The 26,136-nt window shown below is 41.0% G+C and carries 21 protein-coding genes; 13 read left to right on the top strand and 8 right to left on the bottom strand.

Annotated elements, in window-relative coordinates; genetic code table 11:
• Positions 1-2: 2 nt before the first annotated feature.
• The 3 genes from G3R48_RS14750 to rmuC form a co-directional block, all read right to left on the bottom strand.
• Positions 3-914, bottom strand: coding sequence for an AAA family ATPase (locus G3R48_RS14750; RefSeq protein ID WP_212593383.1), 912 nt, complete (start codon positions 912-914; stop codon positions 3-5).
• 122 nt (positions 915-1,036) lie between these two features.
• Entirely contained in the window at positions 1,037-3,004 is a 1,968-nt protein-coding gene (locus G3R48_RS14745; protein ID WP_153662191.1) for a transglycosylase SLT domain-containing protein, read from the bottom strand.
• Positions 3,005-3,139: 135 nt separating this feature from the next.
• Positions 3,140-4,624, bottom strand: a complete 1,485-nt coding sequence (gene rmuC, locus G3R48_RS14740) for a DNA recombination protein RmuC (protein WP_153662189.1) — start codon at positions 4,622-4,624, stop codon at positions 3,140-3,142.
• A gap of 216 nt (positions 4,625-4,840) precedes the next feature.
• Between rmuC and msrP the strand changes: the two genes are divergently transcribed.
• Positions 4,841-5,875: a protein-methionine-sulfoxide reductase catalytic subunit MsrP gene (gene msrP, locus G3R48_RS14735; RefSeq protein ID WP_153662187.1), complete on the top strand. Its 1,035-nt coding sequence runs from the start codon at positions 4,841-4,843 to the stop codon at positions 5,873-5,875.
• A 202-nt stretch (positions 5,876-6,077) separates the two neighbouring features.
• Positions 6,078-6,683, top strand: a complete 606-nt coding sequence (gene msrQ / locus G3R48_RS14730) for a protein-methionine-sulfoxide reductase heme-binding subunit MsrQ (RefSeq protein ID WP_153662185.1) — start codon at positions 6,078-6,080, stop codon at positions 6,681-6,683.
• 171 nt (positions 6,684-6,854) lie between these two features.
• Here the strand turns inward: msrQ and G3R48_RS14725 are convergent, their stop codons facing one another.
• Complete coding sequence (locus G3R48_RS14725) at positions 6,855-7,190, bottom strand: hypothetical protein (RefSeq protein WP_153662183.1); 336 nt, start codon at positions 7,188-7,190, stop codon at positions 6,855-6,857.
• 312 nt (positions 7,191-7,502) lie between these two features.
• On the opposite strand from G3R48_RS14725, the gene recR reads away from it, so the two are divergent.
• The 4 genes from recR (at position 7,503) to adk (ending at position 12,073) form a co-directional block, all read left to right on the top strand.
• Positions 7,503-8,102: a recombination mediator RecR gene (gene recR, locus G3R48_RS14720; protein WP_153662181.1), complete on the top strand. Its 600-nt coding sequence runs from the start codon at positions 7,503-7,505 to the stop codon at positions 8,100-8,102.
• 345 nt (positions 8,103-8,447) lie between these two features.
• The gene (gene htpG / locus G3R48_RS14715; RefSeq protein WP_153662179.1) at positions 8,448-10,361 is read left to right on the top strand and encodes a molecular chaperone HtpG; all 1,914 of its coding nucleotides are present in this window, start codon (positions 8,448-8,450) and stop codon (positions 10,359-10,361) included.
• 70 nt (positions 10,362-10,431) lie between these two features.
• Entirely contained in the window at positions 10,432-11,292 is an 861-nt protein-coding gene (locus G3R48_RS14710; protein ID WP_153662177.1) for a co-chaperone YbbN, read from the top strand.
• Positions 11,293-11,425: 133 nt separating this feature from the next.
• Positions 11,426-12,073 carry an adenylate kinase gene (adk, locus tag G3R48_RS14705; protein ID WP_153662952.1) on the top strand — a complete coding sequence of 216 codons (648 nt, stop codon included), beginning with the start codon at positions 11,426-11,428 and terminating at the stop codon, positions 12,071-12,073.
• A 159-nt stretch (positions 12,074-12,232) separates the two neighbouring features.
• Here adk and ppiC read toward each other — a convergent pair whose 3' ends face one another.
• Positions 12,233-12,511: a peptidylprolyl isomerase PpiC gene (gene ppiC / locus G3R48_RS14700; protein WP_153662175.1), complete on the bottom strand. Its 279-nt coding sequence runs from the start codon at positions 12,509-12,511 to the stop codon at positions 12,233-12,235.
• 345 nt (positions 12,512-12,856) lie between these two features.
• Between ppiC and G3R48_RS14695 the strand changes: the two genes are divergently transcribed.
• Both G3R48_RS14695 and nadE read left to right on the top strand, forming a co-directional pair.
• Positions 12,857-14,161 carry an inosine/guanosine kinase gene (locus G3R48_RS14695; RefSeq protein ID WP_153662173.1) on the top strand — a complete coding sequence of 435 codons (1,305 nt, stop codon included), beginning with the start codon at positions 12,857-12,859 and terminating at the stop codon, positions 14,159-14,161.
• A 126-nt stretch (positions 14,162-14,287) separates the two neighbouring features.
• Positions 14,288-15,118: an ammonia-dependent NAD(+) synthetase gene (nadE, locus tag G3R48_RS14690; protein ID WP_212593382.1), complete on the top strand. Its 831-nt coding sequence runs from the start codon at positions 14,288-14,290 to the stop codon at positions 15,116-15,118.
• Positions 15,119-15,300: 182 nt separating this feature from the next.
• On the opposite strand, the gene G3R48_RS14685 is transcribed toward nadE, so the two are convergent.
• On the bottom strand, positions 15,301-17,469 hold the full coding sequence (locus G3R48_RS14685) for a diguanylate cyclase (protein ID WP_194823844.1): 2,169 nt from the start codon (positions 17,467-17,469) through the stop codon (positions 15,301-15,303).
• A gap of 406 nt (positions 17,470-17,875) precedes the next feature.
• Between G3R48_RS14685 and G3R48_RS14680 the strand changes: the two genes are divergently transcribed.
• The 4 genes from G3R48_RS14680 (at position 17,876) to G3R48_RS14665 (ending at position 22,580) form a co-directional block, all read left to right on the top strand.
• On the top strand, positions 17,876-18,142 hold the full coding sequence (locus G3R48_RS14680) for a DUF4212 domain-containing protein (protein ID WP_153662169.1): 267 nt from the start codon (positions 17,876-17,878) through the stop codon (positions 18,140-18,142).
• A gap of 12 nt (positions 18,143-18,154) precedes the next feature.
• A complete protein-coding gene (locus G3R48_RS14675; protein ID WP_153662167.1) occupies positions 18,155-19,873 on the top strand; it encodes a sodium:solute symporter family protein in 1,719 nt (572 codons plus the stop codon).
• 163 nt (positions 19,874-20,036) lie between these two features.
• Complete coding sequence (locus G3R48_RS14670) at positions 20,037-21,893, top strand: DUF294 nucleotidyltransferase-like domain-containing protein (RefSeq protein WP_153662949.1); 1,857 nt, start codon at positions 20,037-20,039, stop codon at positions 21,891-21,893.
• Between the two features lie 105 nt (positions 21,894-21,998).
• Complete coding sequence (locus G3R48_RS14665) at positions 21,999-22,580, top strand: exonuclease domain-containing protein (RefSeq protein ID WP_153662165.1); 582 nt, start codon at positions 21,999-22,001, stop codon at positions 22,578-22,580.
• Positions 22,581-22,710: 130 nt separating this feature from the next.
• On the opposite strand, the gene G3R48_RS14660 is transcribed toward G3R48_RS14665, so the two are convergent.
• On the bottom strand, positions 22,711-23,796 hold the full coding sequence (locus tag G3R48_RS14660) for a ketoacyl-ACP synthase III (RefSeq protein WP_153662163.1): 1,086 nt from the start codon (positions 23,794-23,796) through the stop codon (positions 22,711-22,713).
• 61 nt (positions 23,797-23,857) lie between these two features.
• Positions 23,858-24,529: a GntR family transcriptional regulator gene (locus G3R48_RS14655; protein WP_153662161.1), complete on the bottom strand. Its 672-nt coding sequence runs from the start codon at positions 24,527-24,529 to the stop codon at positions 23,858-23,860.
• A gap of 203 nt (positions 24,530-24,732) precedes the next feature.
• On the opposite strand from G3R48_RS14655, the gene gmhB reads away from it, so the two are divergent.
• Positions 24,733-25,275: a D-glycero-beta-D-manno-heptose 1,7-bisphosphate 7-phosphatase gene (gene gmhB, locus G3R48_RS14650; RefSeq protein ID WP_212593381.1), complete on the top strand. Its 543-nt coding sequence runs from the start codon at positions 24,733-24,735 to the stop codon at positions 25,273-25,275.
• The last annotated feature ends 861 nt before the right edge of the window (positions 25,276-26,136 follow it).

The raw sequence follows: 26,136 nt of genomic DNA, 5'->3' as shown, positions 1-26,136 counted from the left end.
TATTAACGAATGGGGTTAACTTGGGTCAATATGGTTTCTGACAATGACCGACCTTGTAGGGCACTTGCGCCGCGGATACGGTGCTCAGCCACAGCGGTAAATACCGCTTGAATATCTTCTGGCACTAAGTAGTTTCTTTCATCCATAAATGCCCATGCTTTGGCAGCTTGTAATAATGCAATGCTGGCTCGGGGTGACAAACCACTGCCTTGTTGTTGCTGACGAGAAGCCTCTACTAATGCTAATAAATATTTCAGCACAGCATCAGAAGCACTGACTTGAGTGACTTGGGTTTGAAGTTCAAGCAGTGCCGTTGGGGTTAATATAGCGGATAACTCAAGGCGATTACTGCCATGTAAATACGTTTTAAGCATGGTCAATTCAGCTTGTTCATTTGGGTAACCAATAGAGACTCGCATCATAAAGCGGTCAAGCTGTGACTCAGGTAATGGAAACGTACCTGATTGATCAACGGGATTTTGGGTGGCAATAACAAAAAAAGGTTCAGGCAACGGGTAAGTATGACCGTCTTGGGTGATCTGACGTTCGGCCATGGCTTCAAGTAACGCACTTTGGGTTTTGGGGCTGGCGCGATTGATCTCATCGGCCAATAGCATTTGGTTAAATAGCGGCCCTTTGTGGAAAGTAAACGTTTGCGAGCTGTTGTCGAAAATCGACACGCCAAGTAAATCTGCTGGCAACATATCGCTGGTAAATTGCACCCGTTGATAACTCATGCCTAAGCTGCTGGCTAAGCCGTAAGATAAGCTGGTTTTCCCCATGCCGGGTAGGTCTTCTATTAACAAATGACCTTTGGCCAAAATACACGCCAAAGCAAGCTTAATTTGTTGTGGTTTACCTATTAAAACTTGTTCTAACTGGCTGAGTAAATTATTAATTTTTGACTGCGACACCTTAACTCCCTGTGTACGGATTTAACTTAATTTCTGCCACTTACACTATCATTGTTTATTGGCCAACAACATTGTTGTTTAACAAAAACACCTTAAAAGTTTACCGCATAAAAATGCCACTATTAATACAGCTGATTAAATTCCTGCTGGCTAAACATTGGCTGTAGGGCGTTATGTTGATGCTGGAAAATCAATCGATAGCTGATAACGGCTTGCACGTATTCGCGGGTTTCCCTAAAAGGAATTGTTTCAATAAAGCTCATTAAATCCAGCTTACCGCCTGAGCGTTTTAGCCAACGATTAACATTGCTTGGACCCGCGTTGTAGGCCGCAGTGGCTAATATGCGGTTTTGATTAAATTGTGCTAACAATTTGGCGTAATAAGCGCTGCCCAGCATGATATTGAGCTCGGGTTGATATAGTGACTGAGTGCCTTTATAGGCAAGCTTTTGTTGTTTGGCGGTATGTTTTGCTGTTGCGGGCATTAATTGCATCATGCCACGCGCACCCACACCAGAGGTTGCAAATGGATAAAACGCACTTTCGCGCCGAGATATGGCGGTGATTTCATATTCACTGACTTGATGTCGTTCACTGGCTTGATGAAATAATGCTTGCTGCGCCGGCGGAAAACGCAGTGCCAGTGCGTGCCAGCTTTTAGCTTGAATGCTTGACTCTACACTTAAGTCATACCACTCATGCTCAAGGGCATATAGTCCATATTCTGCTTTAAGCGCATTATCGGTTTGACGACGCATTAATTGCAACCATTCGCTGCGGGCATCAATTAACTTGTCGATGGCTCTAAGCTCAATCACACGGGCAAAGCTGGGGTCTTGATATAATTTTTGTCTTAACGAAGCTGATGAGACAATGGGGTTGTCGTTCATATTTACAGCTTGGTTGCTTAATGTTGCGGCGACAAAACCATAAAAGTTGCGCTGCTGGGCAAGCATGGTTAGTTGTTCAGTGGCCAATGTTTGCGTGGTTGATTTATTGAGATTATCGTCAAGATTCAGCCGTGCCTGCCAATAGCGCCAGCGGGGATCGTTTTGGCCTTGTTTGCTCAGTAATGGTAAATAACGCGCAACGGAATCCATATCTTGATCGCGTAGCGCCCAACGTAAACGCATCTCGTATAAGTCATCTGACCCGATTTTTTCAAGCATGCTGTCGACATGGGCTAATAGCGCGCTGTCTTGTTTAATCAGTGCTCGGCGGACAATATAACGATTGAGTTGTTTGGCCTCATAGTCACTAAAACGTTGTTTTTGTTGATAGATTAAATAAAGCTTGGCAGCTTGTTGTAAGTCTCGTTTAGCCAGTTTACGCAAACCGACATTAACGATGTCACCGACTACGGCTTGTTGACTTGAAAAGTGGCGGGTATGGCGCAAGGTTTGTGGGTCACGATACACCTTAATTAGCAAATCCACTTCCGCTTGGCGTTGTGGCAGTTTTTTACCTAACCATTTGAGTAAACTGCTTTGGTTAGCATTAAAACTTAATAGCATACGTTGCCAAATGAGTGCTTGGGTGCGGTGACCGGCTTTGGTCCATTGCTTAAAGAGTGGGTCGCACGCTTTAGGACGTGAATAGCCATATTGCCATAATTTTTCAGCACCTTGATAACCAACATTTTTATCGCCGCTGTGTATTTGGGCACGATTATAATAACACTGCAAAGTTATATCGTTTGGGGTAGAGGGCGAAACGGCTAAGAAGTCTTGCCATTGTTTTTTAGCGCCAACATGAGATAAGTAGCGATAACGCAGCGTATTAAATAACGCGGTGGTGCGGTAATGCGCTAAGGCTTTATTTGCTTGGACACCGTTCATGTTCATTATTTGGTTATATTGCTGGTGGTAGTCCAAATAAATGGTTAACGGATAATCGGGGATTTTATGGCGCAGTTTTTGATATAGCACCATGTCTTTATTGTCGAGTGCTTCGCGGGCATCTAGGTAAGTTTGTTGAGCGATGGAGTAATGATGTGTGGTCGCGATGGCGGTTTGGCTGCCAGATAACACCAAGGTGGATGCAATAAGCACAAAAAGAATGAAAAAGGTACGTAACCTTAGGCTTTGCATGTTAAGGGCTTCCTAAACGTGAATAAAATGACAACGTTTTGATTGGCATTGAGCACTGATAACCCGATGCCAATCTGCACTGGCTTTACACTTTGTGGCGTTTAAGCAGTATTATGGTTGACGCTTAACGAAAGATTAATTTTTATCGATTGATTCATCTAATGCTTGTTGTAAGACCACTGAATCAAGCTGCTTGCTGGTTTCTACGCCGAGCTGCTGCATGACATGAGCTTGGCGAATAACATTGCCTTTACCGGTAGACAGTTTACCCATTGCAGTTTGGTAGGTTTTGTCGGCTGTTTCTAACGCGCGGCCAAGCTTTTCCATATCATCAAGGTAGCCACATAATTTGTCATAAATTCGTCCCGCTTGCTTAGCAATGGCTTGAGCATTTTGGTTTTGGTATTCATAGCGCCAAATATTATTAATGGTGCGCAGCGCTACGAGCAAGTTCGTTGGACTGACTAACATAATGTTATGTTCTAGAGCAAAGTTTACCAAGCTTGGATCGTGTTCAATGGCCAATAAGAATGCAGGTTCAATTGGAATAAACATCAACACGTAATCAAGGCTTTTTACCCCATGAAGCTGCTGATAATCTTTTTGGCTTAAGCCTTTAATGTGCTGGCGGATTGAAATTGCATGTTCTTTTAGCGCTTGTTGTGACACAAGGTCATCGTCGCTATTAAAGTAGCGCTCGTAAGCAATTAGCGAAATTTTGGCATCGATCACTACGTCTTTGTGTTGGGGTAAATGCACGATGATATCAGGTTTAAAGCGTTTACCAGCATCGTCTTTAAGTTGTTGTTGAGTGGCGTATTCGTGCCCCTCTCTTAAGCCACTTTCTTGTAATACCCGCTCTAAAATGACCTCGCCCCAATTACCTTGTTGCTTGTTGTCACCTTTTAATGCGTTGGTGAGGTTTATGGCGTCTTGGCTCATTTTTAAATTAAGGTCACGCAAATGATCAAGCTGATGTTTCAGTGCACTACGTTCGGATTGTTCATGATTGTATGAGGTCAGTATTTGTTGTCTAAAACCATCGAGTTGTTGTTTCAGCGGCCCTAAAACGCCATCCATTTGGTCAACATTTTGTTTTTTGAAGTTTTCGGTACGTTCTTCAAAAATGCGATTGGCTAAGTTCTCAAACTGTTCTTTTAAGCGTTGTTCGGCGCTTTCTAGGAGGGCGACTTTGTCATGTAATGCTTGTTGTTGAGTTTCAGCTTGGGCTTTGATGCTCAACTGCATAGCATTTGATTTAGATAAATTAAGTTGAGCTTCCATTAATTTGTGTTGGGTTTGCGCTAAATGCTCTTCTGTTTTGTTGAGTCGTTGAGCATCGGCCGTTGCGCGGGCAACATCAGCGACTAACTGTTCTACTTTTTGTTGTAGATGATGAATATTATCTTGCTTGTCATCAAGTTGATGTTGCAGTAAATCAACTTGTGCTAATGCTTGAGTTAACTGTTGTTCGTGCTCAGCTTCTTTAGCGGCTTTTACTTGCTCCCAACGCTGCCTTGTTAAGCGCTGATTGATTAACATACCTAATAAAAATGCGATGAATGCAACAGCGGCAATGGCTGCAAATTGAATGGGAGTAAAGCTGATTTCTACAGGCATGATAAAACCCTAAAGCAAAAGTTGTCTAAGATTGGCATGCGCAATAGTGCCATCGCAAGGGCTATTTACTCAGGAGGTGTATTTTGCAGCAAAAATAAGCCTAAATAAATCAAACAAATTGAAAGAATTGCGCGTATTAACCTGTCTATATCAAATATATCTTTTAAAGCCACTGGGCAGTGGATTACTCATACCTATTTCATTAAGGCGAATTTTATGGCGAACAACAAAGCATTCACCCGCGGTATACGTCAACAATCGCAATGGCAATTACCGGATAATCAAGTCACGCCTGAGGCGGTATTTAAAGACCGCCGCAATATTATTAAAACCTTGGGCTTAGGGGCATTAGGTGCCAGTATTCCGGGGCAGGTTCAAGCGGGCATTTTTGATTTATTTGGTGATAAACCGGCTACACCTTTTTTAACTCACCCGCTTAAATTTGCAAAGCCTGAACAATATCAACCCACGCAGGCGTTAACGCCAGAGTCGAAAGTGACTCGCCATAATAATTTTTATGAATTTGGCACCAGTAAAAGTGATCCTTTTGAGAACGCGCAAGATTTTAGTGTTAATCCGTGGGCGCTGCGTATTGAAGGGTTAGTTGATAATCCATTGACATTAGATGCCGATGACTTAGCCAACATGTTTGCCCTTGAAGAGCGTACTTATCGTTTACGCTGCGTGGAAGCGTGGTCAATGGTGGTGCCTTGGGTGGGATTCTCCTTAGCCAGTTTATTAAAAAAAGTGGGGGTAAAATCCCAAGCAACTCATGTGGCATTTGAAACCTTGTTTGACCCAGAACAAATGCCAGGTCAACGAAACCGTTTAATGGGCGGCGGCATTCATTACCCGTATGTTGAAGGCTTAACCATTGCTGAGGCAATGAATGAATTATCTTTGATGGCAGTTGGGCTTTATGGCAAAACCTTGCCGCCACAAAACGGTGCGCCAGTACGTTTAGTTGTGCCGTGGAAATATGGTTTTAAAAGCATAAAATCGGTGGTGCGCATTCGGGTGATGGATAAACAGCCTCCAACTAGCTGGAACCAATTAGCGCCACATGAATACGGTTTTTATGCCAATGTGAACCCCGGCGTTGATCATCCTCGTTGGTCGCAAGCGACTGAGCGCAGTATTGGTGAGGGAGGTTTGTTTTCGGCTAAACGGATAAAAACCTTACCCTTTAACGGTTATGGTGAACAAGTTGCTGATTTATATGCATCATTAGATTTACGTCGTTTTTATTAAGGTGATATCGACATTGTTGAGCGGTTATTGCTGTTGCGGCATGTTGACTCAATGAAAGACGATTGATACCTGAGTGTGCTTAGCTTCATCTTTTATGGTTTCACGGTCATGCTTTTTGCCGCGAATTGATTTAAAACATACCTTAAATTGTGACTAAATGGGCTAATCGTTAGTTGCTAAAGTAAAAGTACAACCGGAGTTGTTGATGAAGCTCACCCCAAAGCGGTTAGGGTGGTTAAAGTTTACCTTACATGTTTTATGTTTTTCTCCCATTGCTTACTTGGTGTATTTGGTACTCACTGATAGCGCTGGCGGCGATCCTGTGCAGTATTTAATACATTTTACAGGTATGGGCGGATTAAATACCCTAGTGGCAACATTGTTGGTTAGCCCTTTGGCTAAGTGGTTAAAAATGGGCGCGCTATTACAAACACGTAGATTATTAGGCTTATATGTATTTGCTTATGCTTGTTTGCATATTGGTGCGTTTATTAGCTTAGATTTGTTGTTTGAATGGACATTATTGTTTGAAGAAGTGATAAAGCGGCCGTACATTTTGCTGGGTGCAAGTGGCTTTATAATATTATGTTTGCTGGCTGTGACATCTTTTAAACAGGTAAAAACAGCCATGGGTAAACGTTGGTTGTCACTGCATCGCAGTATTTATTTATTGGCGTTATTGGTGCCAATTCATTTTTATTGGTCGGTAAAGTCAGAAATTATAGAGCCCAGTATTTATGTCGCTATTTTTGCAGGGCTTTTGTGGCTGCGTAAAAAGCAAATTAAACAGATATTGCTAAGGCGCTAACTCTAGTTAAGTTTTTTCATAAAATAGTCTATAAATACAAGGTTTAACACTGCATCGAAGTGGCGGAAGCTAGTTGCAATAAGAGCCGTTGATAACATCATCCGGCTCTTTTTTCTTTGTTGTGGTGTTAACTTAGCGGTTAACGACAGGGTGACTGGTTATTATCATCGTCTATTTATCAGTCGCTTTGCTAAGGTTTAATCCTTTACAGCAATAAGCGGCAAATAGCGTAAATAGCACCACCCCAGACATAATAATGACTAATCGAGTCCACGGCGCATCCAGAGCGATGCGTTGACTGACAAAGTCAAATGTCGATATACCCCAAACAAAAATACACCCGACAATTAACCCAACTTGCAGTGCTATTTGAGCCAACTTGTGTCTGATAATCATTGCCAGCGGCATTAAGGCTGCTAATACAGTAAAAGTAAATTGGTCAAAACGTAAAAAATGGGCACTCATTAACCAATAAGCCAATGTCACTATCAATACTCGCCACCACATATGCACTCCAGTTAAATCAGTATTTAAAATATGCGTTAATAATAAAGTGTTTATAACATGTATTATGTATACCTGTTCACGTTTTTTGTTTTTTATTACTGTTTTTTATCCCTTCATTGAGCCTGGGTTCATCCTTGTTGAGCGTTAGCACCGATATAACGCCATGGTTAACATTCCAGTTGACTTCCCTCACTAAGCGGTTCAACAATGCCAATAATCTGGGTTGAAGTGGCGGCTATCTCAGTTTGTGCTTTTAAACTGCAAGCGGGATGGTTATCATCGCAACATCGAATGTTTATCTAAAAGAATGTTATGAAATTTAGCCCATTGGTTGACGAACTTATCCACGCATTAAAAGGCTTACCAGGTGTTGGGCCTAAGTCGGCACAACGTATGGCATTTCAATTATTGGAACGTGAGCGTAAAGGCGGTTTAGCACTGGCTGATGCATTACAGCAAGCCATGTCTGATGTGGGTCATTGTCATACTTGCCGCACTTTTACCGAAGAACATCAGTGCGCTATTTGTGCTAGCCCTAAACGTAATTTAGCCGGGCAAATTTGTGTGGTTGAAACCCCAGCCGATGTGCTTGCCATTGAAAGTGGTGGCCATTTTAATGGGCGTTATTTTGTGTTGTTAGGCCACTTATCGCCCCTTGACGGTGTTGGCCCTGATGAACTGGGGTTAACATTACTTGAGCAGCAATTGGCCAGTGATGATATTAATGAATTGATTTTAGCCACCAACCCAACCGTGGAAGGAGATGCGACCGCCAATTACATTGCTGATATTGCCCGTCAACATGAGGTGAAAATTAGCCGAATAGCCCATGGCGTCCCGGTAGGTGGTGAGCTTGAATATGTCGATAGTACCACATTAGCATTGTCATTTAATGGCCGTTTACCACTTTAATCGTGGCAATAAGCATCAACCTAAGGTCAGCGCAATGTTGCCTCATGCGCTAAACATCGTCGCGTTAATCAAACGTGTGCCAAGCAACCTGAAAAATAACGATAATACGCCATAGCGGGTTAACATTATTGAGTGCTGCGATTGCTTTACTGCGGTTAAAAACATCATTGCTGTTGACAATTTTTGACACAATGATGTTTTTTTATCCAACAAAACCCATTTCCCCTTGAAAACGATTTTTACGTACCCATCTCTGGTGTAACGAAGCAATTGTCGCGCTCATGTATCGAAGCGCGTTAGCCAATTAATTTCATTTAAGATTAACGTAAACCAAGGGATATTTTCATGTCACAACAAGAAACTCATGGCTTTCAAACTGAAGTAAAGCAACTCCTACATTTGATGATCCACTCTTTATATTCAAACAAAGAGATTTTTTTACGTGAGCTTGTTTCCAACGCTGCTGATGCCGCGGATAAATTACGTTATTTAGCATTAAGCGATGACAGCCTTTATGAAGGCGATGGTGAATTACGCGTTCGCATCAGTGCAGACAAAGATAAAGGGACTGTGACCATTTCTGATAATGGTATTGGTATGTCGCGTGAGGGTGTGATTGAGCATTTAGGGACTATCGCTAAATCAGGCACGAAAGAGTTCTTTAACAACTTGTCAGGTGAAGAATCAAAAGATTCACAGTTAATTGGCCAATTTGGTGTAGGTTTCTACTCGGCCTTTATTGTGGCGAAAAAGGTTACTGTACGTACTCGTGCAGCAGGTGCTGATGTGTCTCAAGGTGTGCTTTGGGAATCAGAAGGCGAAGGGTCATTTGAAGTTGATACCATCACTAAAAATGAACGTGGTACTGAAATTACCTTGCATTTACGTGACGAAGAAACAGAATTTGCCGATGACTTCCGTTTACGTTCAATCATCACTAAATACTCAGACCATATTTCAGTTCCTGTAGAAATGTTTGAAGAAGGGACGCCTGAGTCAGAAGGCCCAGACGGCGAAAAAGTACCTGCAACTGAAGGTGCATGGAAAGGCATGAATAAAGCCACTGCGCTTTGGACTCGCAGCAAGTCAGAGATTAGCGATGAAGAATACCAAGAATTCTACAAGCATATTTCTCACGATTATAGTGACGCATTAAAGTGGAGCCATAACCATGTTGAAGGTAAACAAGAATATACCAGCTTATTGTATATTCCCGCTAAAGCGCCTTTTGACATGTGGAACCGCGACAGCAAGCATGGTTTAAAACTGTTTGTACAACGCGTATTTGTGATGGATGACGCCGAGCAGTTTATGCCAACTTACTTGCGTTTTGTTAAAGGCTTAATCGACTCAAACGATTTACCGTTAAACGTGTCTCGTGAAATTTTACAAGACAATCAAGTGACTAAAAACTTGCGTCAAGGTATGACAAAACGTGTTCTGGGTATGCTTGAGAAAATGGCTAAAAACGATCCAGAACAATACCAAGTATTTTGGGCTGAATTCGGTCAAGTGTTAAAAGAAGGCCCTGCAGAAGACTTCGCAAATAAAGAAAAAATTGCTGGTTTACTGCGTTTTGCTTCAACCAATGACAATACGGCTGCGACTACGGTGTCGTTAGAAGATTACATTGAGCGCATGCAAGAAGGCCAAGATAAAATTTACTACATTGTTGCCGACAGCCACGAAGCTGCGGTTAACAGTCCACACTTAGAGTTGCTACGTAAGAAAGGCATTGAAGTCTTATTAATGTCAGAGCGTATAGACGAATGGCTAATCAACCACTTAACAGAATTTAAAGATAAAAAATTGCATTCAGTTACTCGTGGTGATTTAGAGCTAGGTGAACTTGAAGATGCGGCTGATAAAGAAGCGCAAGAGAAAGTCGCCGAAGAAGCTAAACCATTAGTTGAACGTGTAAAAGCGGCATTAGCAGACCAAGTTAGCGACGTTAAAGTGACTTCGCGTTTAACTGACACACCAGCATGTGTGGTTGCCGGTGAAGGTGAAATGTCAACTCAAATGATTAAATTGATGCAAGCAGCAGGTCAACCTGTTCCTGAGTCAAAACCAACATTTGAAATTAACCCATCGCATCCATTGGTTGAGCGTTTAAGTGACGAGCCAGATGAGCAGTTATTTGCCGATTGGGCTAACTTGTTACTTCAACAAGCTCAGCTTTCTGAAAAAGGTAGCTTAGCTGACCCATCAGCTTTCATTAAGTTGATGAACCAAATGTTATTAGCAGGGCTAAAATAAACATTGGTCAATATTATAAGCGGGCGTGAGTCCGCTTTTGTTTATCTGAACAACAATTCTAGGGGTTGAGATGGAACACATACTGCACCTTAATAAAGACAATATTCAACAAGTGGTTGATGCGTCCATGAATACCATGGTCGTAATGACCTTTTGGGCACAACAGCATGCTGAAAGTGTACAGTTACAAGCGCAAATTGAACACATTGCCACTGAACAAGCTGGGCGCTTTATTCTTGCCAATGTAAACTGTGAAACCGAAGCTGAAATTGCCCAATACTTCCAAATTCAGAGTTTACCTACCACCTTACTATTAGACAAAGGTCGCCCTGTTGATGGCTTTGCTGGTATGCAATCATCAGAAGAAATCAAAGCATTGCTGGATAAACATTTACCGCCAATGTGGGAAGCGCCCTTTAATGCGATTAAGACGCAGCTAGCTGATGGCAGTTTACAACCAGAGCAATATACCCAGACCATTGACAGCTTAAAAATGTTGTTTGAACAATCTGAACAGCGTGCAGACGTGGCATTAGTGATGGTGGACGTGTATTTACTTCAAGGTGAACTTGAAGCGGCTAAACAGCTGTTAGCCACCATTGGTTTAGCAGAGCAAGACAGTTATTACCAAAACCTAATGGCGAAATTAACTTTAGCCGAAGACGCTGCGGACACGCCTGAAATTAGGCAGTTACAAGCCAAGTTTGAACAACAAGGCGATCATGGCAGTGCGATTGATTTAGCTAAAGCGCTTAATGCCGCTAGTCGCAATGAAGAAGCGTTAGCATTGCTGTTTGCCATATTGCAAAAAGATTTAAGCGCAAAAGACGGTGAAGTGAAACATGCCTTTATGGAAATACTGACCGCGATAGGTCAAGGCAACCTGTTAGCTAATCAATATCGACGTCAGTTGTATACTTTACTGTATTAAACTTACGATAAAATCAGTACGTTGTTGGCATTAATACTAGAGATTAATGCTTAAATTAAACTTCTACCAAAGGCGAGATAAATGTGCGAAAATCGCCGCCTTAAAAGAAGATAACCTAAAAGAGGACTTTGAGATGCGCATTATTTTGTTAGGCGCCCCAGGTGCAGGTAAAGGTACCCAAGCACAGTTCATTATGGAGCAGTATGGTATTCCACAAATTTCTACTGGCGACATGTTACGTGCCGCAGTTAAAGCAGGAACACCACTGGGTTTAGAAGCCAAAAAAGTGATGGATGCTGGTCAATTAGTCTCAGATGATTTGATTATTGGATTAGTAAAAGAGCGTATCGCTCAAGACGATTGTGAGAAAGGTTTTTTACTCGATGGTTTCCCACGTACCATTCCACAAGCTGACGCAATGGCGGCTAATGGTATCGCTATCGATCACGTCATTGAAATTGACGTACCAGATGAAGAAATCGTTAAGCGCATGGGCGGACGTCGTGTCCACCCAGGTTCAGGCCGTGTGTACCATGTGGTATTTAACCCTTCAAAAGTAGAAGGTAAAGACGATGTGACTGGCGAAGATTTACACATTCGCCCAGATGACGAAGAGTCAACTGTACGTAAACGTCTTGGTATTTACCACGAGCAAACTAAACCTCTAGTCGATTACTACGGAAAAGTGGCTGCTGAAGGTAAGACTAAGTACACCAAATTTGACGGTACCCAAACCGTTGCTGCAGTAAGTGAACAACTTGCACAAGCATTAAAAGCATAAATTTGAATTGATATGTAAGGCTAGTTTAATGCTGGCTAATACGTAATTGGGGAGCTACTTTTTAGCTCCCCAATTTTTTTATAAGATGCAAAGTATCATGAAAAAAATGATTTAATCGCAAAGGGTAGCGCATTATAATCGCGTTGACGGGTTAAATTATCATGTCCGATATAGCACTTTAATCACATGCCAACCAAATTTGGTTTTAACTAAATGTGGAGTGATTAACTCGCCGCTAAAACACACTTTATCAAACTGTGGCACCATTTGGCCTTTTTTGAACTCACCTAAACTGCCGCCTTTTTTACCCGATGGGCAACTGGAATGCTTTTTGGCTAACACATCAAATTTTGCACCTTTATTAAGCTTGTCGATAATGTCTTCGCCTAATTGCTTATGTTTAACCAAGATATGTAGGGCAGCTGCCGTTTTTGCCATGAGAATGTCTCGATAAAAAAATATGGCCGTATTATACGAAAGTCAGCGCTAAGGCGCGACAGTATTTGCATTTGAGAAACAAAAATTCGCTTTATAAAACAGCGTAAAATGCCGTTCATTTGATTGAATTTGACGAATGTAAATTGGTGGTTAATATATAAACGTCAATGTGTTCAGTTTAGTTGTGTCCTTTACCATAGCGATAAGCTTTATCTAGATTGACCTAGCAAACTCAAGTGCTAATGGTATTAATAAAATCACTATTTATGATAAAATCTTCCGCCGTTTCGATTAATGGCGGTATTAAGATTAAATTGCATGGATGCGAATCAACGAGAGTAAAATATGAAGTTTCCTGGTCAACGTAAATCTAAACATTATTTCCCTGTCAATCGCCGTGATCCACTTCTTGCTCAACTTACTCAGCAACCACAAGCTGTGTCGAGCTATGTATGTGGTATTGACCAAACACTGGTTGATATTGAAGCAAAAGTAGAAGATGAATTACTTGCCCGTTATAGCTTACCAAAAGGTAACTCAACGCTAATTGATGACCAAAAAGCCCATGAGCTTTATCACGAGTTAAAAGACAAGACATTAATTAGTGATGAATTTGCTGGTGGCACCATCGGCAATACGGTTCATAACTATTCGATTTTGGCCGATGACCGCTCGGTATTATTTGGTGTAATGAGCCAACATATTATGGTGGGCAGTTATGCTTACCGTTATTTATGCAACACCTCATCTAAAGTCGATTTAAACTACTTACAACCCGTTGATGGCCCAATAGGGCGTTGTTTTACATTAATATCAGCCAATGGCGAACGCACATTTGCCATTAGTAAAGGTTCAATGGATGAACTCACTGCTGAGTATATTGATAAAGACGTGGTACAAAATAGTGCGGCTTTGGTGCTAACGGCTTATCTTATGCGCGCCAGTGACGGTGATGGCATGACCTCTGCCGCCATGCAAGCTATCGCTTATGCAAAAGAAGCGGATGTCCCCGTGGTTTTAACTCTTGGTACGCGGTTTTTAATTCAAGAAGATCCAACGTGGTGGCAAAAATTTATTAAACAACATGTGACTATTTTAGCAATGAACGAAGACGAAGGTGAAGCGCTAACAAGCTTTGCTGACCCACTATTAGCAAGTGAGGCCGCGCTTGAATGGTGTGATATGGTGTTAACAACTGCAGGTCCTATTGGTTTGTATACCGCAGGTTATGTGGATGACAGCGCCAAGCGTGAAACTAGCCACCCATTATTACCGGGTGCGGTGCCAGAATTTAACCGCTATGAATTCTCAAGACCGATGAACAAAGCTGATTGTGATAATCCAATCAAAGTGTACGCCCATATTTCACCGTACATGGGCGGTCCGGAATTAATTCGAAACACTAATGGGGCAGGTGATGGGGCGTTGTCAGCCTTACTACATGACTTATCTGCCAACGTGTTTCACAAAACGAATGTCCCTGGGTCAAGTAAACACAAACGTGATGGTTTATGTTATTCCTCTTTTTCACAAATTTGTAAATACGCCAATCGGGTTGCTTATGAAGTGTTGGCGCAACATAGCCCACGTTTATCTCGGGCGTTACCTGAGCGAGAAGACAGCTTAGAAGAGTCATATTGGGAACGATAACCCATGCTTTAGCAATAAAATGAAAAAAAACGATAATGTTGGCGCATTATCGTTTTTTTTTACGCTGAATTTTATAGAATGGTCAACCGTTGGTGTGTTGAAGCTATTCAGATAAAGGAGCGTGACGTGAGAGGACAGATCTTACGAGAAATGAAGGTGCTAAAAGCTATAGAGCCTGAGTTTGAAGTACAACGCAGAGTTGCTTTTATAAAAGCAAAATTGAAAGAAGCGCGAGCCACAAGCTTGGTATTAGGTATTAGTGGTGGGGTTGACTCATCACTTACCGGCCGTTTATGCCAGCTTGCTGTCAACGAACTAAATGAGCAACAAGCTCAAGTTGAGTATCAATTTGTTGCGGTGCGTTTACCTTATCAAGTTCAAAAAGATGAAGATGAAGCACAATTAGCGTGTCAGTTTATTCAACCAAGCCAGCAAGTGACCGTTAATATTGCTGATGGCGTAGAAGGTGCGCATCAGGCCACTTTACACGGCCTCGCCCAGGCAGGCCTTACGTTACCCAAAGCCAGTCAAGTTGACTTTATTAAAGGAAATGTCAAAGCGCGCATGCGCATGATAGCCCAATATGAAATTGCCGGTTTACTTGGTGGTTTAGTGGTTGGCACGGATCATAGTGCTGAAAATATCACCGGTTTTTATACCAAGTTTGGTGACGGTGCTTGTGATTTAGCGCCAATATTTGGCCTAAATAAACGCCAAGTGCGTCAATTAGCTGCTTTTCTCGGTGCGCCAGAGTTGCTAGTTAAAAAAGCACCAACAGCAGATTTAGAAGAAGACAAACCCCAGCTTGAAGATGAAGTGGCATTAGGGATAACTTACGATCAAATTGATGATTTCTTAGAGGGTAAGTCGGTAACCCAAAGCGTAGAAACGAAATTGATTAATATCTACAAACGCACCGCTCATAAGCGTGAGGCAATCCCCACTATTTATGATTAATGGCCAGTGGGTAACATTATACTGATTATTTGCTAGTGCGATTTAACACGTTGTGGATAAGTGGTTACTGCAACGTACCTGCATAGATGAATAACTATGCTCAATATAAAGCCCAATAACACTTGGTTGTATTGGGCTTTATTGTGTATTGAACATTGTGTGCTATTCAATCGTGGTTGTCGTTAAACAATATCATCCACAATGTCGACAATAACTTGATTACGCCCAGCCTCTTTAGCACGATATAAGTTTTTGTCAGCCACTTTTATCCAGTCGTCAAGATCGCTTGAGAAATTAGCATTTGCGGTAATCGCACCAATACTCACGGTGACATTAAATGCGTTATCGCTGTTGGGTTGTGACATTGTTTGTGACTCAATGGCTTGTCTAAAGTTGTTTAAATGGCTTTCAATTTTTAATGAGTTGGATATAGGCAAAATAAGTAAAAATTCTTCACCGCCATAACGTGCAATAATATCGGTATCACGTTTAAAGTGAACGCTTAATAAGCTTGATACTTGGCGTAAACATTCATCTCCAGCTAAATGACCGTATGTGTCGTTAACGTTTTTAAAAAAGTCTAAGTCTAAAATCGCAACGGTAATGGCTTGCTCACTGCGCATACAGAAGTCGAGACAGTCGTTAAATTTATCTTCCGAATAACGGCGATTATAAAGTCCTGTTAACGCGTCTTTATCAACTAAATCTTTAAGTTTTTTATTGGCTTGTTCAAGCTCAACAGTGCGTTCACTGACAATGCCTTCTAAATCCATCTGGTATGATAATAATTGCTGTTTACTGTAAGAAAGCCGTTGATAAAGTTGGTAAACCTCATTAGGGAAAGAGTCGCCTACAACTTGATTTTTCAGTTCGGTAGCATCTAATTTGCTTAAATGATTTGCCAGTAAATCCAATGGTACATTTAATAATCGGCTGATTTTTTTAGATATCCAAAAAGAGAGAAATACTGACACAAATAGCATTAAAAAACTATTGAGCATTTGTTTTTCAGCCAGTTTTAATAAAGGAGAAAACTCTTCTAACACATACAACTTCCAACCATTGTCTAAGGTTTTTTGGGTATAAAAATACTCAGGAGTCAGCGCCTCTAAATTGTGAATATTAATAAGTGCTAATTGTGTACGATAAAAGTCACTGCCTTTGCTAGATACAAACGGGCTTATAGGTTTAAGGGCAAGTTTTTCAGTTGAATAAACAATTTGATTATGTTCATCGACTAAAATGATTGATTGCTTTAGTTGGTTACTTTCTAAGTTTTCTACTTGCTTTAAATAGCTAAGGTTGAGTGAACCTTCGATTATCCCGCTAACTTTGCCATCATTAAATAGTGGCGCGCTAATGGCAATAATTGCGTCATTTCCGAGACCACGCCCAAGAAAGACTGACGATACAAATAACTGTTGGTTGTAAAACGCTTCAATATAGTAGTCTCGATCTTTGATTGAAATTTGTTTTAAATCGCCTTTAATATCTAAAAAACGGGTGGTTGGAGACGCATTAACCACTTGAGCCTTCTCATTAGCAATGAGCATGGTAATAAAACCGGGATATGACTGATGCAAGTTATTTAAAAATGATTGCCGTTGTTGTGGGGTGAGCTTTTCATAATTTAACTGTAGAGCCGCATTTTTTATGACTCGTTTATAGTTAGAAATGTAATTTTCTGTTGCAGAGGAAATATGGTTAGCACTGTTATTTAATTTTGACTGCAACAGCACTTGCTGACGTTCCAAATAAAAGTAATTAAAGATAATGGCTGAAACCAATAATGAAATAGTGATCATTAATGTCATGTAGTAGGTTAGCTGCGCACTAAATAATCGCCGCTTACTGTCTTTAATTTTGTTATTGAAATTCCATAAACTCGGGCTTAATAGAATTAATAATGAAGCTAAACTACCGTACATTAAGCCATTAATAACTTGCTTTAACGCAGTAAAAAATAAGTCTTTTACAGCAATGTCAAAAAACAACAAGAAGTACAAATAAAATAAAGGTAAACCAATAAAAATCCAATAAATGGCACTGGCATATAAAGCGTATATGTCACGTCGGCGACAATAGCCTAAAAACAGTGCTTCCATACAAAATATGACATACACATGTGGACTGTCCCAGACCAACATTAATCCAGTAGTGACGAGCATTGCGGTGAGAAGGGCATACCACGGGCCAAATAATACCGCTGAAATCACATAAAACGCATTACCAATGACAAACTGCACATTGGCAAAAAAAGGAATGGGATAGCAGTTAATAATTAACCCCAACACGCCAAACAAAATTGAAAATATTAAATGTTGTTGGTTAATTTTTAAATCGTTAAGCAATGTACTCACCTACAACTTTTAATTAGTGGGTTGTTAAAAAATTGTAACTGCAAGTGAGGTTTATCTCAAGTTTGTCATTAATTTGAGGTTTGAATATTGCACTTCTAATCAATATCTTGACGTTATTTGATATTCTGAGTGACGGTTACTTCGCAGTGAAGTCAACTCTTAGCCGTTAAAATGGGTAGGGATGTTCGACCATAGTCTAGTTGAAGTGCCAATGTTGAGTTACCTCCCTAGTGTTTGTTTTTTACTTAAGTCATTGTTTATTAAGAGTAAAGTGTGTTTTGCTTAGTTGTGTCAACACTAAGGTCATAATGGTAGTTAGACTAAGGTCTTGATTGTCGGTTGGTACTGAGTTGCTAGATTAACCCTGACTTTAAAATAATATAGCAGGGGATTGGCTATGGGCTTTGAAAATAATGATAAGGCAGCAGGCTATTGGAAAGAGAACCTAAATCTCGTTCTAAAACTGTTGGCAATATGGGCCGCTGTGTCGTTTGGATGCGGCATTCTATTGGTTGATGTACTTAATGAAATTACCTTTATGGGCTTTAAATTAGGCTTCTGGTTTGCTCAACAAGGTGCGATGTATGTGTTTGTGGCGTTAATTTTTGTCTATGTGGCAAAAGCGAATGCGTTAGACAAAAAATACAATGTTCAAGAAAATTAAGGAGAACTGACCATGGATGTTCAAACGTTAACTTACCTGATTGTTGGAGTCACATTTGCCTTGTACATCGGCATTGCAATTTGGTCTCGCGCTGGTTCAACGAAAGAATTTTATGTCGCCGGTGGTGGTGTTCCACCTGTGATGAATGGGATGGCAACCGCAGCAGATTGGATGTCGGCTGCATCATTTATTTCGTTAGCAGGTATTGTGTCTTTTACTGGCTATGATGGTTCGGTTTACTTAATGGGCTGGACAGGTGGTTATGTTCTGCTAGCGCTGTGTATGGCTCCCTATCTGCGTAAGTTTGGTAAATTTACTGTGCCAGACTTTATTGGTGACCGTTATTATTCACAAGCGGCGCGAACCGTTGCTGTTGTGTGTGCCATTTTCATTTGCTTTACCTATATTGCGGGACAAATGCGTGGAGTTGGGGTGGTATTTTCACGCTTTTTAGAGGTCGATGTTGAAACGGGTGTCTACATTGGTATGGCGGTGGTGTTCTTCTACGCAGTATTAGGCGGAATGAAAGGCATCACTTACACGCAAGTTGCACAATATTGTGTGCTTATTTTTGCTTTTATGGTTCCTGCGATATTTATTTCAGTGATGATGACTGGCCACATTTTACCGCAAATTGGTTTTGGCGCGGAAATGATTGATGCTGCGGGCAACGGTACGGGGGTGTACTTGCTTGATAAGCTTGACGGCTTGTCTGCCGACCTTGGTTTCTCCCAGTATACCGAAGGCTCTAAAAGCATGATTGATGTGTTCTTTATTACTGGGGCATTGATGTTTGGTACTGCAGGTTTACCACATGTTATTGTGCGTTTCTTCACTGTACCAAAAGTAAAAGATGCACGTGTTTCAGCGGGTTGGGCATTAGTTTTTATCGCTATTATGTACACTACTATTCCAGCATTATCAGCATTTTCGCGCGTAAATATGATTGAAACCATTAACGGCCCTGAAACTACAGGTGTGCCGTATGAGTCTGCACCACAGTGGATTAAGAACTGGGAAAAAACCGGCTTAATTACGTGGGATGACAAAAATAATGACGGTAATATTTATTATGCCAATGGTGAAACTAATGAAATGACCATTGACCGAGACATCATGGTATTGGCGACGCCTGAGATTGCAGACTTACCAGCATGGGTCATTGCATTAGTGGCAGCAGGTGGTTTGGCTGCAGCGTTGTCTACCTCGGCAGGTTTGTTATTGGTTATTTCAACCTCGGTGTCACATGATTTACTCAAGAAAAACTTAATGCCAAATATTTCCGATAAAGAAGAGCTTAAATACGCTCGAATTGCTGCGGGATTGGGTGTAGTGATGGCTGGCTACTTTGGTATTAATCCACCTGGATTTGTGGCTGCGGTGGTGGCAATTGCCTTTGGGTTAGCGGCTTCATCATTATTCCCAGCCATTATTATGGGTATTTTCTCTCGTACAATGAACAAAGAAGGGGCAATTACTGGCATGGTCGTTGGTCTTGGCTTCACCGCGGCTTACATTGTGTACTTTAAGTTCATGAACCCTGCAGCTAACAATGCTGATAACTGGTTCTTAGGTATTTCACCTGAAGGTATCGGTATGTTGGGTATGTTTATCAACTTTGGCGTTGCGTTTGCCGTGTCTAAAGTTACTGCAGCAGTGCCTGAGAATGTTGTAGAGATGGTTGAGTCTATCCGTTTCCCTAAAGGAGCGGGCGGCGCGCAAGACCATTAATATGTTTAAGTATTTTTAAAGAGCACTTCGGTGCTCTTTTTTTATAAAAATGCAGTTTCTTTGGCTTAAGTCGAATAGCGAATGTTATTCATTTAACCATATAGTGATTATTAACCATATAGTATTGAAGGTTATTGACGATGATTACCTGAGGCGATTAATGATGGATGAAACTGAAATTTTACCAGTAGTGCAGTTTATTAAAGCATTAGCACCATTTGATCGATTATCTGAAGCTGATTTGCTGCAAACCTGTCAGTCATTAACGGTGGGTTATTACAGTAAGAGCTTGGGCGAGTTGTTGTTAGATCATGATAATTTGCAGTTATACATTGTCAGAACGGGCGCATTTGAAGTGAAAGGGTCGCAAGGTGAGTTAATTGACCGTTTGGGGGAGGGCGATTACTTTGGTTTTCCATCCTTATTGTCTGGCGATGAAATTAGTAATCAAGTCATTATTTTAGAAGACAGTTTGGTTTACCATTTGTCAGCATCTACCTTTGATAGTTTACGACAACGATACAAAGAGTTTGATCAGTTTTTTAATCGTGCATATGCCAAACGAATGCGGCAATTAAGTAGCTTTGGCGCGGTTGCAAATGAAGCACTGGCCTCAACTTCGCATATCCATCATTTAATGTCGCCGCAACCGGTGTCGATTAATATAAATGAGCCGATACAGCGCGCCGCACAAATCATGCAGCAACACAACGTATCGTCGATATTAGTGATAGATAACCAAAAGCTTAGTGGGATTATCACCGATAAAGATTTACGTAATAGAGTTTTGGCACAAGGCATAGATGTTGAATTACCGGTGCACAAAGTCATGACAGGGCAGCCGATGACAATATCTGCAGATACCTTAGTTTTTGACGCGATGCTGGCCATGAGTGAAAAAGACATTCATCATCTTGCCGTTGTTAATGATGGCATTCCAATTGGTGTGTTAACCAGTAGTGATATATTGCGCGCCCAAAGCAGTGAGCCACAACTATTAATTAATCAATTAAATCGGCAAACAACGGTTGCAGGCTTAATTCAGGTTAGTCATCAAATTCCGCAATTATTTCAGCATTTAGTCCATGCCGATCATCGCGCACACGATGTGGGACGAATATTAACCTCAGTTACTGATGTACTTACGCGGCGGTTAATTGAAATCAATCAACAACTACTTGGTGCTGCCCCAATTGCGTTTTGCTGGTTAGCTTTTGGCTCACAGGCAAGACAAGATCAAATGGGCTGCTCTGATCAAGATAATGGATTACTGCTTGCCTGTGAGCCAAATGAGGCAGAAGCCGCCTATTTTGCCAACTTAACCAAAGCAGTTTGTAAAGGGTTAAATGAATGCGGTTATGTGTTTTGCCCTGGCAATATCATGGCGCAAAACCCGAAGTGGCGATTATCGCTTGAAAAATGGCAACAGTGCTTTCACTCGTGGGTAAAGGCACCTGAACCATTGGCATTAATGCATGCGAGTATTTTCTTTGATATGCGCTGTATTTATGGCCCGCAAACGCTGTTTTCACAATTGCAGCAACATGTATTAACAGCGACTAAAAATAACGATATATTTTTAGCCGCCATGACCAATAACGCCTTAACAGAATCAACACCATTAGGTTTTTTTAGAAAATTTGTTGTGGAGCGTGATGGTTCAGAAGTGAAAGGCATTGATTTAAAGCACAAAGGAAGTGCATTAGTTAATGATATTGCCCGAATTTATGCATTAAGTGTGGGGCTTGAAGAGGTGAATACTGCTAAACGAATACAAGCATTAATTGAAACGAAAATACTCAACCCAAAAGATGGTTCAAATTTGGCTGATGCCCATGAGTTTATTGCGCATTTGCGTTTAAGCAATCAAGGCTATCAAGCACAACATGGCGTAAGTATGAGTAATTTTCTTATACCCCAACATTTATCATCGTTGATAAGGCATCAATTACGCGCTGCATTTCACGTTGTACATGACGCTCAATCTGGATTGAAACTGCAATTTACGCGGAGTTTCTAAATGAGTCGGGTTAAACAGTTGTGGCGAAAGCATCGATTGACAAAACAGTTACAAAGGTTGTCACAGCCTGTTTTGCAAAATTATCAAAAGCTTAGCTGTGATTTGATGCAGCCTAATCACTGTGCTATACCGTTTGTGGCCTTAGATTTAGAGATGACAGGATTAAATCCAAAAACCGACCAAATTATCAGTATAGGGATAGTGCCAATTAATTTAGACAAGTTGCAGTTAGCTCAAGCACAACACAAAAAATTGCAAATTAAAGGCAGTGTTGGTGATAGCGCCATTATTCATGGCATTGTTGATCATCAACTCGAACAAGGCGTTGATACCAGAACGGCGCTACTGTGGTTATTAACCCAATTAGCTGGCAAAGTTATAGTGGCGCACCATGGTCATTTAGATATTCAATTTTTAAAAACGCAGCTAAATTATCACTTTGGTGAAAGTGTGATATTTTGTTATATCGATACGTTAACTATCGAGCGCGAACGATGGTTACGACAACATGACATGATTTATGAGGGGTGTTTACGCTTAGGGGCAAGCCGTCATCGTTACCATTTACCTGTTTATGGTGCCCATAGTGCGTTGATAGATGCATTAGCTTGCGGTGAGCTATTTTTGGCACAGCGAAGTGCAATGGGAAACGGCGTAAATATTCAACAGTGGATTGAATTGAAATAGCGTTGTTATATAGCAATACACAGGGAGCAATGTGCGTAATTTACATCATCATGCCAGTATGATTCATTGGGTGATTGCACAAAAAAGCTCATACCTTTGGTATGAGCTTTTTAATCGACACTAATAGAGGCTATTTCGCATTTTTTGCCGCTTTTGCCATAAAGTAATCAACAGCAGGTTTTATTAATTCTAGCGCGGTTTGTTCGCAATCAGGTACTTTCGCATCGCTTATATTCATCGGCGTAGTGCGTTGTCCCCACTTCAATAATAGTGCTGCAGAGGTTAGCCCTGCGCCAAATGCACAAGACAATATTGTTTGCCCAGCGTTAATGCGGCCTTGAGCAAGCGCGTCACATATAGCAATTGGAATTGTTGCCGCTGAAGTATTGCCATAATTGGCAATATTCACGAATGCTTTTTCTTTTGGAATTTTCATTCGGTTAATTAAAGTATCAATGATCCGTTCATTGGCTTGATGCGGAATGACTAAATCGACAGCGTCTTTATCTACACCGCAGTTTTCAAGGACCTTTTTACTTAGCCCACCCATGCCATGAATTGCACGTTTAAATACTTCTTGTCCGTTCAAATGAATGAAGAAGTCTAACGAGTCTTGTTCAAAACGGTTCATTTGCGTACCAAAGCCCGAAGCCAAAATATCACGGCCGGCAGGGTCATTATTTAATTCATAACCTAATACGCCACCGGGTTGTTCATTGGCTTCAAGAATAACAGCACCAGCACCATCACCAAACAATACGGCCGTTTCGCGGCGTGACCAGTCTAAATAAAACGATAAGCGTTCAGCACCAATGATTAATACTTTTTTGTTTTGACCTGACTTGATCAACGAGCTTGCTAAACCAAGTCCGTATAAAAAGCCACTGCATGCAGCGTTGATATCAAATGCGCCACAAGAGGCACCAATTTCAGCTTGAACGGCTGAAGCAATATTTGGAATTAAGGTATCAGGGCTTGCTGATGCTAAAATAATTAAATCTAAGTCTTTGCCTTCAATTCCTGCAGCTGCAAGCGCTTGTTTTGCTGCTACAGTTGCAAGTACTGAGGTATCGACGTGACTAATATGACGCTTGCTTATTCCTGTGCGTGTTTTTATCCATTCATCAGAGGTTTCCATGAATGTTGCTAAATCGTCATTGGTTAGTGACGCAGGGGGAACGGCTTTACCCCAACCAGTAATGTGCGCGTACTGCATAATTTCTCTCACATAAATTTAAATTGAAATAGGAATGGCACAAAACATCAGTGCAGCTTAATCACTTTAACTGTTGAATGACTAATGCTTTAATGGCTGTCAATGCCCCTAATATATGGTTTTGCAATAACTCAGTGGCCGCAGGTATATTCCCTTGCTTACATAAAGACAAGAGAGAGCGATGCTCGCGTTCAGCGATTGGAATGCCACCAGTAAGTAATAATTGCAAACGGATGTATCTATCACAGTTGGTATTAAGCCCGTCGACAACATCTAATGTGTGTGGTCGATTGGCTGCTTTATATAGGCAATTATGGAATTGCGTATTAAGCTCGCTCCAACTGGCGATTGAATGCTGTTGTTTAAAAGCCGACTCGAGCTGTTCTAATACATTCTCAGCTTCTTCAAAGTCAGCTGGTTTTAAATTAGGAATTGCTCTAGCAAGTAAGTCAGCTTCTATTAATGCGCGTAATTGAAATAATTCCGTTACTTGTTCAACCGAAAGAGCGATTGCTGTCGCTCCTTTATGAGGTTCAAAATTAACAAGCCCCTCAGCTTCTAGTTGTACTAAAGCTTCGCGCACTGGAATTCGGCTAACATTTAATTGTTCAGCTATTGCCGATTGACGTAACGGTTCGCCACCTTTAATTTCACCCGAAAGAATCCGTTCACGTAAAGCTTCAACAACAAGTTGAGTTCGGGTTTTATGTATTATGGGGGCTATATTAGTCATTCACTCTTATATTAATTAACGCGGTATATCCGAGCTAGAGTAACCTGTAGCGGGGGCTTTATAAAGTGAAACCTGTCCAAAAAACCTCAAAATATAATGAAAAAGCGTAATATTGTTAATTTTTTAATTCATTAGCATGTTTAACTGGCTCGAATGTAATGACAGTGGGATAATAACAACTCAATAATTGAGAGGATTTTTTTGTGGCTAAAGCAGTGTTTCTTGACCGTGATGGTGTTATTAACTTAGATCATGGCTATGTACATCAAGTTGATGACTTTGAATATGTTGAAGGTGTGTTTGAAGCATGCTTAGCATTTAAGAAGCAAGGCTATAAGATTGTTGTTGTAACAAATCAATCCGGCATTGCACGAGGCAAATACACAGAAGATGACTTTCATGCTCTAACTGAGTGGATGGATTGGAATTTTGCCGATAAAGGGGTGGACTTAGACGGAATTTATTATTGCCCACATCACTCAGAAAAAGGGATTGGCGAATATAAAGTTGAGTGTGATTGCCGTAAACCTAAACCTGGGATGTTGTTAGATGCCGCAAAGTTTTTAAAAATTGATATGTCTCAATCTGTGATGGTCGGTGATAAAGCCGATGATATGCGCGCAGGTAAGGCGGCAGGTATTTTGACTAATATCTTAGTGCGCACAGGTAAAAGTGTTACTGAAGACGCCATTGCAGAAGCTTCGATAGTTGTTGATTCAATTGCTGATGTACCAAGCGTGCTATAGCAGTTAGCTTTACGCTATGAAATACAAATAAACCTTAAGCTTATTTGTATTTCATATTTAAGCCGTGCAACTTATTAGCTAAATTTTAATCAAAAGTTACGTTTCACTTCATACACCGCTTAACTGACACTGATATAAACTGCTCAGCAAAACCCTCATCACCGATAATCAATAAAACGAGCAAATTGCCACTATTACAACCTATATCGCTAACGTGTCGTTGTGGTTAATTGTAAAATCAATGATTGCATCGCCTGTTCCTAATTAAGGAAAAAAGATAACGCCTGAAAAAATGCAAAATGCCGTTTGCGTACACGCTTTAAAGTGAGCATCACAAATAGCTAACCAAAATGCAGGGAACAATTAAAAATAAAAGTTTTTAAACCAAACTAACTCCTTTATAAGAGGTGGCCACCGACATCGGGGCGAGAGGAGTGCGCCACATGAAGCCGAGGTAACGCTATTATTGGCGTTTTTGCATAAAATAAGTACGTTTTGCTACATAAATGACCACTTAACCGTTTTGATGGAAATTATATTCATTTCGCCCTTGCGCAGTTCTAAAATCTCCCTATAATGCGCATCCACTGACACGGTACAGCAGCAAATACAACGTGTAAACGAAGTACTTGCCAGCACCGAGCCAGCTTGGTTTAAGACGCTAATTGCAGCACTTAAATCAACGGCAAAAAGAAGTTTGAAAAAACACTTGACGCCGACATGGGAATGCGTAGAATACGCAGCCCTGACCTACTGAAACGGTCAACGCTCTTTAACAATTTATCAAGTAATCTGTGTGGACATTCACAGGTGTTGAGTTATTCGAAATTGCTTCTTATATTCTTCGGAATTGAAGCAATC

It is taken from the genome of Shewanella intestini (genome assembly GCF_018221465.1).
In the GTDB taxonomy this organism is placed as follows: Bacteria; Pseudomonadota; Gammaproteobacteria; order Enterobacterales; family Shewanellaceae; genus Shewanella; species Shewanella intestini.
This window is presented reverse-complemented; position numbering and strand designations above follow the sequence as displayed.

Coding starts and splice junctions, on each gene's coding strand:
- G3R48_RS14670 (WP_153662949.1), top strand. CDS start 20,037: ATGGATGAAACTGAAATTTTACCAGTAGTGCAGTTTATTAAAGCATTA.
- recR (WP_153662181.1), top strand. CDS start 7,503: ATGAAATTTAGCCCATTGGTTGACGAACTTATCCACGCATTAAAAGGC.
- G3R48_RS14695 (WP_153662173.1), top strand. CDS start 12,857: ATGAAGTTTCCTGGTCAACGTAAATCTAAACATTATTTCCCTGTCAAT.
- adk (WP_153662952.1), top strand. CDS start 11,426: ATGCGCATTATTTTGTTAGGCGCCCCAGGTGCAGGTAAAGGTACCCAA.
- htpG (WP_153662179.1), top strand. CDS start 8,448: ATGTCACAACAAGAAACTCATGGCTTTCAAACTGAAGTAAAGCAACTC.
- G3R48_RS14665 (WP_153662165.1), top strand. CDS start 21,999: ATGCAGCCTAATCACTGTGCTATACCGTTTGTGGCCTTAGATTTAGAG.
- G3R48_RS14725 (WP_153662183.1), bottom strand. CDS start 7,190: ATGTGGTGGCGAGTATTGATAGTGACATTGGCTTATTGGTTAATGAGT.
- ppiC (WP_153662175.1), bottom strand. CDS start 12,511: ATGGCAAAAACGGCAGCTGCCCTACATATCTTGGTTAAACATAAGCAA.
- G3R48_RS14655 (WP_153662161.1), bottom strand. CDS start 24,529: ATGACTAATATAGCCCCCATAATACATAAAACCCGAACTCAACTTGTT.
- G3R48_RS14745 (WP_153662191.1), bottom strand. CDS start 3,004: ATGCAAAGCCTAAGGTTACGTACCTTTTTCATTCTTTTTGTGCTTATT.
- msrP (WP_153662187.1), top strand. CDS start 4,841: ATGGCGAACAACAAAGCATTCACCCGCGGTATACGTCAACAATCGCAA.
- G3R48_RS14710 (WP_153662177.1), top strand. CDS start 10,432: ATGGAACACATACTGCACCTTAATAAAGACAATATTCAACAAGTGGTT.
- G3R48_RS14680 (WP_153662169.1), top strand. CDS start 17,876: ATGGGCTTTGAAAATAATGATAAGGCAGCAGGCTATTGGAAAGAGAAC.
- rmuC (WP_153662189.1), bottom strand. CDS start 4,624: ATGCCTGTAGAAATCAGCTTTACTCCCATTCAATTTGCAGCCATTGCC.
- G3R48_RS14660 (WP_153662163.1), bottom strand. CDS start 23,796: ATGCAGTACGCGCACATTACTGGTTGGGGTAAAGCCGTTCCCCCTGCG.
- G3R48_RS14675 (WP_153662167.1), top strand. CDS start 18,155: ATGGATGTTCAAACGTTAACTTACCTGATTGTTGGAGTCACATTTGCC.